8 protein-coding genes are annotated in these 10,814 nt (G+C 58.3%); 1 reads left to right on the plus strand and 7 read right to left on the minus strand.

Features of this window, described 5'->3' with window-relative positions; all coding sequences use genetic code 11:
• Positions 1-67: 67 nt before the first annotated feature.
• Positions 68-1,723, minus strand: a complete 1,656-nt coding sequence (locus tag EXR70_07790) for a thiamine pyrophosphate-binding protein (GenBank protein ID MSP38377.1) — start codon at positions 1,721-1,723, stop codon at positions 68-70.
• A gap of 234 nt (positions 1,724-1,957) precedes the next feature.
• Between EXR70_07790 and EXR70_07795 the strand changes: the two genes are divergently transcribed.
• The gene (locus EXR70_07795) at positions 1,958-3,001 is read left to right on the plus strand and encodes an extracellular solute-binding protein (protein ID MSP38378.1); all 1,044 of its coding nucleotides are present in this window, start codon (positions 1,958-1,960) and stop codon (positions 2,999-3,001) included.
• Positions 3,002-3,160: 159 nt separating this feature from the next.
• Here the strand turns inward: EXR70_07795 and EXR70_07800 are convergent, their stop codons facing one another.
• The 6 genes from EXR70_07800 to EXR70_07825 form a co-directional block, all read right to left on the minus strand.
• Positions 3,161-4,042, minus strand: a complete 882-nt coding sequence (locus tag EXR70_07800; GenBank protein MSP38379.1) for an enoyl-CoA hydratase/isomerase family protein — start codon at positions 4,040-4,042, stop codon at positions 3,161-3,163.
• A gap of 96 nt (positions 4,043-4,138) precedes the next feature.
• Positions 4,139-5,020 (minus strand): enoyl-CoA hydratase/isomerase family protein, encoded by an 882-nt coding sequence (locus EXR70_07805; GenBank protein MSP38380.1) that lies wholly within the window; start codon positions 5,018-5,020, stop codon positions 4,139-4,141.
• A gap of 73 nt (positions 5,021-5,093) precedes the next feature.
• Entirely contained in the window at positions 5,094-6,080 is a 987-nt protein-coding gene (locus EXR70_07810; protein ID MSP38381.1) for an ABC transporter substrate-binding protein, read from the minus strand.
• A gap of 253 nt (positions 6,081-6,333) precedes the next feature.
• Positions 6,334-8,520, minus strand: a complete 2,187-nt coding sequence (locus EXR70_07815) for a CoA-binding protein (GenBank protein MSP38382.1) — start codon at positions 8,518-8,520, stop codon at positions 6,334-6,336.
• Between the two features lie 78 nt (positions 8,521-8,598).
• Positions 8,599-9,474, minus strand: a complete 876-nt coding sequence (locus EXR70_07820) for an enoyl-CoA hydratase/isomerase family protein (GenBank protein ID MSP38383.1) — start codon at positions 9,472-9,474, stop codon at positions 8,599-8,601.
• A gap of 53 nt (positions 9,475-9,527) precedes the next feature.
• Positions 9,528-10,655: an ABC transporter substrate-binding protein gene (locus EXR70_07825; protein ID MSP38384.1), complete on the minus strand. Its 1,128-nt coding sequence runs from the start codon at positions 10,653-10,655 to the stop codon at positions 9,528-9,530.
• Between the last annotated feature and the right edge of the window lie 159 nt (positions 10,656-10,814).

The raw sequence follows: 10,814 nt of genomic DNA on the forward strand, positions 1-10,814 counted from the left end.
GCGCCTGTCGGTCGACCCTCACCCTGACCCTCTCCCAGAGGGAGAGGGAAATATCTGGTTGCGCGCACTAATCCCCCGCCAATTTTTTGCCGCGCAGCTCTGCGAGATTCGCCGTTGGCGTGACGTATTCGTAATCGGTCTGCACTTCGATCAGCGCCGAGCGATTTGCGGCCAGAGCTTTTTTAAACGCCGGCAAAAATTCTTCGTCGCGCGTCACCTTCAATCCGAGTGCCCCATAGGATTCACCCATGAGAGCGAAGTCGGGATTCTCCAGGGCGACGCCGTGTTGGCGGCCGGGGAACTGCGCTTCCTGGTGCATGCGAATCGAGTTGTAGCCTTCGTTGTTGTAGACGATGGCGATGATCGGGGCATTGTATTGTTTCGCCGTCGCCATCTCTTGGCCGGTCATGAGAAAGCCGCCGTCGCCGATGTGGGCGATGACCGTGCGATGTGGGTGCGCGAGCTTCGCGGCTACTGCTGAAGGCACGCCCGGTCCCATGCAGCCGAGGGTCGGCGAGATGTACGAGTCGGGATGATCGAACTCGAGATAGCGCTGCTGCCATTGGCCGAAGCTGCCGGCATCGGTGGTTGTGATCGCATCGGCGGGCATCGCTGCTTTCAGATCTATCATGACTCGTTCCATGGAGACTTTGGCTGTCGGGCGCTCTTTGGGGGTGCAGAAATCTTTTTGCGCCGCATGCTGCTCGGCAATCCACGACGCGCGGTTCTCGTTGGGGCGCGGCGCAGGATGTTTCAACGCTGCGAGCAGGAACTGTTTAGCTTCGGCGACAATGCCGACCTCTGGGCGCGAGTTTTGGCCGATGTTTTCTTCGTCCGCGTCGATGTGAACAAACGGGCGGCCTGGGCGCGGAAAGGTAAAGCCGGCGGTGTTCTGCTGGCTGAGCCTGCTGCCGAGGACGATCAACAGGTCGCTTTCTTCATAGGCGAGGTTTTGCGCATGTTTGTTCGACGTCAAAATATTGCCGGCATAGTTGGGATGATTGTTGGGGAAAGCATCTTGCCGTTTGTACGATGTCAGCACAGGGAGCTGAAATTTTTCGGCAAACTCAATCACTTCTTTCCAAGCGTTCGAGTACTGCGTTCCCGAACCGATCATGAGCACCGGTTTGCGCGCTGCGTTGATCCGCCCGACCAGATTATCCACCGCCGCCGCATCGGCATTGGGCGTGAGCCGCGGAATCGGCGCGCTCATGACGATTTCGGTATCCGTCTCGGTGACGTCGCGCGGCAAGGCGACCACCACCGGACCGGGCCGGCCGCTGCGCGCGATATGAAATGCCCGGCTCATAATGCGCGGGATCTGTTTGGGATCGTTGATCTCGATCACCCACTTGGCGATGCTGCCGAAGAATTGTCCGTAGTCGATCTCTTGGCCTGCTTCGCGTCCGCGCGCGGCACGGCTGACTTGGCCGACTAGCAGGACGAGCGGTGCGGAATCGTATTTCGCGCTATGGACGGCGATGCTCGCGTTGGTCGCGCCGGGACCGCGGGTGACAATGCAGACGCCGGGCGTGCGCGTGGCTTTGGCATAGCCTTCGGCCATAAACGCCGCGCAGCCTTCTTGGCGGTTGGTGATGAGTTTGATCTCCGGAAAATTCACCAGTCCGTCAACGACGGCGATGTAACTTTCGCCGGGTACACTGAAAACATGGCGCACGCCTTCGTTGTGCAAACATTGAGCCACCGCATGACCGCCGAGCATAAAAAGATCTCCTATGGGTATCGGTTGGATTTGGGACAGTAAAAGTGCTGTGCTGGGTTCTCCCGCAATCGTCAACTGCCGTATAGTCCGATTCGCGCGCGGCTGTCAATGTATTTGCCCGGTGTGACCGTGGGCGAAGCTGTTGTCGCTTGCCAGGATCGTCGATGACGTGATAACTGCCGAGCCAGAATGATTAGCTTCGGCTAGCTAAATGACCACGCGAGGAGGCCTACGATGAAAATTCCGGCGCTTGTTTTGGTGCTGCTGGCGACGCTGGCTTCGTTGAGTTGGGGGCAAGCAAGAAAACCGCGGACGCTGGACGATCTGGCGGCTTACACGGGTTCTGACCGCCAGCAAATCCTGCTCGACGGCGCCAAGGCGGAGGGTAAGATCGTTTGGTACACTTCGCTGTCCGGCGTCTACCGAGAGATGGTCGATGCGTTCAAAAGAAAATATCCGGACATCGCGGTCGATGTGTTTCGCGGCGGCAGCAATGACCTTACGCCAAGAATTATCAACGAAGCGCAAGCCGGCCGCCCGGTGGCGGATGCCCTCGAAAGCACGCCGGGGCTGCTCATGGTCTTGCGCGATCGCGGCCTGCTCAAGCCCTACGTCTCGCCGGAGCTTTCGAAGTTTCCCGATGAAGCTAAAGGCAAAGCCGATGGCGCGCGGGTTTTCTGGGTGACCGACCGCGAAGCGTACATGGGATTCGGTTACAACACCCGTCTGATCGCGCCAACGGAAGTGCCAAAAAATTATCAAGATCTATTGAAGCCAGAACTTAAGGGCAAAATGGCGGTCACCACTGAAAGTTCCTCCAGCCGCGTGATCGGTGCCATGCTCAAGTACAAGGGCGATGAATATTTCAAGCGCTTGCGGTCACAGGATGTGAGGCTGTTCAAAGCTTCGAGCGCCGGCTTTCTCGATCTCATCGCCGCCGGTGAAGTTGGCGGCGGTCCGGTGGTGTTTCAGAATCAGGTGGCGGTTAAGAAGGAGCGGGGAGCGCCGGTCGATTGGGTGCCGCTCGACGTAGCGGTCGCCAATGCCGGCGGATCGGCGGTCGTTGCCAACGCGCCCCATCCGCACGCGGCGTTGCTGTTCACGGATTTCGTCATCGGCGCTGAGGGACAAAAACTGATGGAGCAGTTTCGCTACGGAGTGGCGTGGAAAGAGTACCCATTCAAGCGCGAATACCCCGAACGCGGCATGACCAGCGCCGAGTACGAGAAAGCCGAGGATCGCTGGACGCAGGCGACGCGGGCTCTTACGAAAAGATAATCGATCGGATTCCAGCCGTACGCACCCGATAGATTTTGCGGATTCCTATCTCTCTAGTTGAAAACTTCTGGCACCCTCACCTCATTCCTCTCCCGTCGAGGGAGAGGAGGTAAGAGGGGCGCCGCGGTGGGTATTACTGCGGCGCGAACGCCTTACCCCTTACTTCTTCTTCGCCTTCGGTCCGAACGGTTCCGGTTGAAACGGGCCGTCGCGGGCTTCTAGAAAGGCGGCGAGGCCGCCTTTTTTCTTGGCGTCGTCGAGGCGCTTGTTGAATTCCTCGCGTTTGGTTAAGCGCGCCATCGCGGCCAGTTCAGAATTCAACGTCCAGGCTTTGCGCAGCCCCATCATCTCCAGCCCCATGGTCGAGATATGCAAATTTATTTTCACCGTCTCGGGCGGCACCAAAGCGACGCGCTCGACGAACTTGAAGCAGGTCTCTAGAAGTTCGCTCTTGGGCACCACTTGATTGACCAGGCCGATGCGCAGCGCTTCCTGAGCATCGACGTGATCGCCGGTGAGGGAGTAGCGCAGGGCATTTTTAAAACCGGCCAAGGCAACCCAAATAAAATCCGTATTGGCGCCGTGGCGCACCTGCGGCTGGCCGAACACCGCATCTTCGGCGGCGATGGTGATGTGGCAGGTGAGCGCCAGCCACGAGGCTGCGCCGAAGCACCAACCGCTGACCGCGCCGATAATCGGCTTGGAATATTGCCAGCGGTAAAGTTGCCGGCCCAAGATATCTTTGCGGTCGGCGTCGCGAAATTTATTATACGTCGCGTTGAGCGAAGTATTGGTTGGAATGCCATAGGGCCACTCGGTGGCCGGATCGTTGCCGGCGATATCCTCGCCGGCGGAAAACGCGCCGCCCGCGCCGGTAACCACCACCGCGCGGATCTCCGCGTCATGTTCGGCTTCGGCAAACGCCGCGTCGAGCTCCTCCATCATGTCCTGGTTCATCGCGTTCAACGCATTGGGCCGATTGAGCGTGATCAAGACGCCTTTTCGCTGCTTCTGATAAAGAATCGTTTTGTACTCTGCCATTGTCTGCTCCTATCAAGTTAAGTTGGAGTACTGGAGTGTTGGAGTACTGGAGTAATGGGCCGGAAAAACCCACCACTCCACCACTCCAATACTCCATCACTCCGTTTTTTTCTTCGATCGCGGCCCAAACGGCTCGGGCTGGAACGGGCCATCGCGTTTCTGCAAATAATCGCGAATCCCTTGATTGGCGCGGGCGTCGTCGAGGGGCTTGCGCAGCTCTTCGCGCAACATGACATGGGCCGGCGCCGAGAGTTGATTGTCCATGGTCAAGGCATCGCGCAGCCCCATCATATCGAGCCCCATGGTCGCCACTTGCAGATTGACTTTCACTGTTTCCGGCGGCACATGAGCGATGCGCTCGACTATACTAAAACTTTCGTCGATCAACTTATCGGCCGGCACGACTTTGACCACCAGGCCGATGCGCAGCGCTTCCTGAGCGTCGATGTGATCGCCGGTGAGGCCGTAGCGCAAGGCATTTTTGTAACCGCCGAGCAGCGTCCACATGAAGCTGGTGTTGGAACCGTGGCGCACTTCCGGCTGGGCGAACACCGCGTGCTCCGAGGCGATCGTGATATGTGTGAACAGCGACAGCCAGGAGCCCGCGCCCATGGCCCAGCCGTTGATCGCGCCGATGATCGGCTTGCCGAACTCCCACATGCGCCGGAAGTTGCGCGGATCGTTGCGCCAGGAATCGACCACGCTGGCGGCGGTTTCACCGGTGACGATGCCGTAGGGCCAATGCAAATCGCGCCGCCGCCCCGAAGCATTGCCCTGATCCATGCCAGCGGAAAAGGCGCGTCCGGCGCCGGTGAGCACGACGGCGCGCACTTCCTTGTCCTGTTCGACTTCATCGAGAGCCTGATGGATCTCCTTGATCATGCTGCGGCTGATGGCGTTCAAGGCATCCGGCCGGTTGAGCGTGATCAGCGCGCCGCCGCGCTGTTTTTCATAGAGGATTTCTTTGTAGTCGGGCATCAAAACTCCTTTGGAAAAAATTGGAGTGGTGGAGTGATGGAGTGTTGGGTCGGTCCGAAATCCATCACTCCAGTCACCGTTTAAGTTTCCGTTCTTCCTCCAGCTGTTTTAGGAACGACAAGTCCATGACATCGCCGCTGCTGATATTCATTGTCGCCATGGTGCGGTCGCTGGCGATCATGTTGTCCATCGCTTTGGCCGTGACGATGGGCAATCCCGGCGTCACTTGCGTGTAAACCTTGCGGGTTTCATCCAGCTCTTCCAGATTGTTCGATTTGTAGAACTCGCCGAGATACTTGATGACCGTGTCTTTGTTTCTTTCGTCACGGTAAAAATCCATGCCGTCGGCTAGACCGCGCATGAAATTCATCACGGTGTCGCGGTCCGATTTGATAAACGAGCGCAGCGTCACCGGGCCGGCGACGACGTATTCATAATCGCTCTTGGAAAAATCGACCCAGACCGGCAGACCCAACTTGCGCGCGCGCAAAGTCACCGGCGGCTGAAACACCGAAGCATCGACATGGCCGCCGGCCAGCGCGGCCCAACGCTCGCCCTGGGCGCCGATGCCGAGGATCTGCACCTCCTTGTCATTGATGCCCAGTTGTTTTAACGCGATGCGCGCAATGAAATCGGTGCTGGCGCCCAATTGACTGATGGCGATTCGTTTGCCCTTCAAGTCGGCGGGTTTCTTGATATTGGAATTGCTGACGAAGACGTAATCGAGTTTATTACCGGTGGCGCCCAGCACAACCAGATCCTTGGCGCCCTGGGCCCATGCGAGAACCACGCCGGCGCTGCCCTGTTGCAGGATCGTCACGTCGCGCGAGATCAACGCCTGCACCGCCTCGCGTCCGCCGCGCATGAAAATCGGCAAGACTTTGAGGCCGTATTTTTCAAATGAGCCTGAGCGTTGAGCGACCCAAAAGAAGCCGGTGGAACCGCCGAGAGCGTAGGGGACGCGGACTTCTTTGAGCGGTTTGGTTTGGGCGGGTGAGAATGTTGGGAAAATGATCAACAATCCAATCGCTGCACAGATCAAGGTAGTGATGCGTTTCATTTTTCCTCCGCTCCGAATCCAATTCCGTCATGCCGACGCAGGCCGGCATCCAGGGGAGGGGCGGTATTCGCAATGAAGATGGTTACCGGCCTGCACCGGTATGACGGATGTGAAATCGACAGCGCGCCCGAGTGCCACTTCCCCCTTTGGAAAAGGGGGAGCGAGGGAGATTTTCTTGTGCGCGTGTGTAAGAAAATCCCCCCCGGCCCCCCTTTTTCAAAGGGGGGAATCGAATGAAACTTGTTCGAAGCTTTCATTGGATCTCCACCACCGCGTCCACGGCGACGACGCCTTGGCCTTTCGGCAGTACGATCAGCGGATTGATATCGACACCGAGCAACTGATCGCCCAAGCCGACCGCGAGATTGCCGATGGCGACGATCGCATCGCACAGCGCGTCCACATCGCCGGCAGGTTTGCCGCGCACGCCGCCGAGAATCTGATAGCCGCGCAGGCGCGTGAGCATATCGTTCGCCTGCTGGCGCGACAGCGGCGGAATGCCGACGGCGATATCTTTCAACACTTCGACGAGAATGCCGCCCAATCCGCACAGGACGACCGGACCGAACAGCGGATCGCGCTTGATGCCGAGAATCATCTCGATGCCTTCGCCCGCCATTCGCTGGACAATGACGCCGTCGATCTTCGCGCTCGGCATTCGGCTTTTGACTTCGCTTTGGATGCGCGTGAACGCAGCTCTAACTTCGCCGGCATTAGAAAGTCGCAAGGCGACGCCGCCGACATCGCTCTTGTGGGTGATCTGTGATGACTCAACTTTAAGGACGACTGGATAGCCGATCTTATCCGCGGCAAGCGCGGCTTCGTCAGCACTTCTCGTCAGCACCGTCGGCGCGACTGGAATGTTGAATGCTTTGAAGAGCGCGAACGCTGCTTCCGCGCCAAGAATTCCTGACGGCAATTTTGCATGTGCTACCGGCCGGGGAACTTCACCGCCACCGCTTAAGCGCGCTTTCTGAAAGTCGTAATAGTCGGCGAGATTGCGAATCGTCGCTGTGGCGCATTCGGCGCCTTCCATGATCGGGATGCCGGCGGCGCGCAGCGGCTGGAGAATTTCTGGATCGACCGGCCCGCCGACCACTGAGCTGAAAGTGGCGATGGGCTTGTTGCTCGCCGCCGCGGCGGTCTCGATCGCCAGGGTGAATCGGTTGCCGCTCTTCAATTCTTTTGGCCGCGGATCGTTGGTTTCGAGATTGATCGTGACGATGTCGATGTTGCTATCGTCGATCAAGCCTTGGAGCAGGCGCGGAAATATTTTGTCGTCGTCGTACATGGCGCCGGTGCCGTCGAGCGGATTGTTCATGTTGCCGAAGTCGGCGACCGCCGCTTGCAAGCTCGCTTTGGTCGCTTCGGTGAGCTCGGGAACTTCGACACCGACGTTGGTCGCGGCGTCGGAGACCAGCGTACACTCGCCGCCCGACCCGCTGAGCACGCCGATGCGCCGGCCGCCGCGATATTTCTTCATGAAGCCGTCGCAGGAAAAGACGCTGACGCTGTCGATTAATTCGTTGATACTGCGCACCGCGACGATGCCGCCTTGGCGAAACGCCGCGTCGACGACTTCGGTCGCGCCGGCCAACGATCCAGAGTGAGTCGCCGCGGCGCGCTTCGAAACATCGGAGCGGCCGCCTTTTAAAATAATAAGAGGCTTGTTCGCTTCGGCGGCTTTGCGCGCGACGGTGAGCAAGCGCTCCGGCTGCTTGAAGCCCTCGACGAATACGGCGATGACTTTGGTGTTGGCGTCTTCGACGAAGTAGTTCATGTACTCTTCGATGGTCGCGCCGGCTTGGTTGCCGCAGGAAATAATGTGGCTCAGGCCGACGTGGCGGTTGAGCATGAGCGCGTTGGCGATGGTCGTGCTGAGACCGCCGCTCTGGGAGATCAATGCCACCGAGCCGGCGATGAAACCAGCGGGAATCGTCGAGGCGAACAGCGGCGCCTTGCCGTGAACATTCAACACGCCGTAACAGTTCGGTCCGCAGATCAGAAAGCCGCGCTCTTTGGATAATGCTTCGAGCCTTGCTTGTCGGGCCTTGCCTTCGCCGCCGATTTCGCCGAATCCGGCGGCGAAAACGACGGCGGCGCGTACGCCGGCATTGGCGGCGGATTCCAATAAATCCGGAACATGGCGGTTCGGTACTGCTGAGACCACGCAGTCCACCGGCTCGGGAATCGAAGCAACATCTGGATAACAGGGATAGCCCATGATCTCGCTATATTTCGGATTGACCGTGACGATACGGCCGGTGAAGCCGAAGTTGCGCAGGTTGCGAATGACCCGATTGCCGCGCGGCTCTCGCGCCAGATTGGCATCCGCGCCGCGCTGCGACGCGCCGACGATGGCAACGGACTTGGGCGCGATCAGTGGAGTGAGGTCGCGCCAGGGGATGACTGTCTGTGTTGGATCTTGTTCCGTAGTCATAGTTTTACTCAATGCTAATAAGCCTGAAGGTTTAAAGGTCGAAAGGCTGGAACTTAATCCGACCTCTCTTTATCAGACTTATTTTTTCTTGGATCGCGGCCCAAACGGCTCCGGCTGGAACGGTCCGTCACGTTTTTGCAGATAGGCTTTCGTGCCCTCTTTGGCGCGCGCTTCGTCGAGCGGACGGCGGAACTCTTCGTTGAGCATCATATGCGCGGGGATCGATAACGTTTCGTCCAAATGTAGCGCATCGCGCAGGCCCATCATCTGCAAGCCCATGGTCGAGATCGCGAGATTGATCTTTACGGTTTCCGGCGGCACCCGGGCGATGCGTTCGACGATGCCGAAGCATTCTTCGAGCAGGTCTTCCACGGGAACTACTTTGTTGACCAGGCCGATGCGCAGCGCTTCTTTGGCGTCGATGTGATCGCCCACCAAACCGTAGCGCAGGGCGTTTTTAAAGCCGGCGAGGAGCGTCCACATGAACGTCGTGTTCGAACCGTGGCGCACTTCGGGTTGGGCGAAGACCGCGTCTTCGGCGGCGATGGTGATATGGGTGTAAAGCGCCAGCCAACAACCGCCGCCCATGGCCCAGCCGCGCACGGCGCCGATGACCGGCTTGGTCATTTCAAATATTCGCACCAAATTGACGTCGTCGTGGGACCAGTAGTTCATCAGATCGGCGGCGCTCATGCCGCTCTGAATGCCGTAGGGCCATTCGATGTCGCGGCGCCGGCCGCTGTTCGGCGCTTGATCGAAGCCGGAGCTAAAGGCGCGCCCGGCGCCGGTGATAATCACGGCGCGAATCTCCGGGTCGGCTTCGGCTTGATCCAAGGCGTCGTGGAATTCTTTCAACATCGGCCGGGTGATCGCGTTGAGCGCGTCTGGGCGATTCAATGTGATCAAAACGCCGCCGCGTTTTTTCTCGTAGATGATTTCTTTGTAGTCAGACATGAGTTTCCTTTCAGAGGGAAGGGCGACCGCCGGTCGCCCCTACGGTCGATCGATTAACGATAGGCTCCTTCATAGAGCGACTTGAAGAAGCCGCTGGTCTCCAGTTCACGAACGATGCTTTCGTCGAGAAATAGCTTAGCGTCGGCGCCTTTGGCTTTGGGTTCGTCGAGACCGACGAAATCCAATGTCGTTTCCACAGCCTTGGGCGTGGCGTAGGGAATGAGATTGTAAAACTTACTGGCGAGCAGATCGTAGGACATTTCCAGATACTTGGTGTCTTTCTCCTGGGCTGATTGGATGCGCAGTTTCTTTTGCATGATAGCGACGCTGTCGCGCTTGTTCTTTCTAAAATAAGCTATCCCTTCGCAGTAGCCTTTGACGAAGCGCACAGCTTGATCGCGGTTACGTTTCAAATAGCCGCGCGTGGTGTCGATGGAGTTCTGCAAGTAGACGATGTCGAGGTCGGCGGGGTCGGCGAACAGGCGGTAACCGCGCTCTTCGGCGACAAAAAATGACGGCAGCGTGAGCACCGCACCGTCGATGGCGCGATTGTCCATGCTCGCCAAGTTGGCCGGCGACGATCCCAGCTGCAAGATTTGAATGTCGTCGTTGCGCATGTTCCATTTGCGCAAAAACATTTGCAGTACCCAGTGTGACGCCGAGCCGAAGCGGGTGACGCCGATCTTTTTGCCTTTGAGATCCGCCGGCGTTTTGATTTCCGCGCGGGTCATCAAGCGCTGCAAGCCGGTTTTCAACGGCGAAACCGCCAGCACCGTATCGGCGCCTTTGAGCGCCGCGCGGATCACCGCGTCGCCGCCGCCGACGGAAAATTGAATTTCGCCGGCGAGCAGAGAGCTAACGACCAGCGACGCGCCCCCGCCGATGACGATCACTTCGGGATCGATGCCGTATTTTTTGAACAAGCCGCGCTCTTCGGCCACCCACATGGCGCCCTGAGTCGCGCTGACCGAACTGAGGCCGACGCGCAGTCGTTCTTGTGCGTTGGCAGGTTGGTTCATGCACAGGACGGCCATGATTAGAAACCATGAAATTGATCCACGGCGAATTGCGCTCTTGTCATGCCGGCGAAGGGCATCCAGTCTTTGTCTCATGGGTATTTTCACCATCGCCTCGGGGCTCTGGATTCCGGCCTGCGCCGGAATGACGGAACGGACTTCCACCACACACTCTTGTTAAGGAACCTCTGAACAACTGCCCTGGAAGCAGGGCAGCGGAGGATAGATCGTTTTTTTCGTAATGAGTTACAGTTTTTGCGAAGTTATATCAGATTACATTTTGCTCTCGTGGTTAATAGGGTCCTTAGTTTTGCCTCGATTTGC

This window comes from Deltaproteobacteria bacterium (assembly GCA_009692615.1).
GTDB lineage: Bacteria > Desulfobacterota > Binatia > UBA9968 > UBA9968 > DP-20.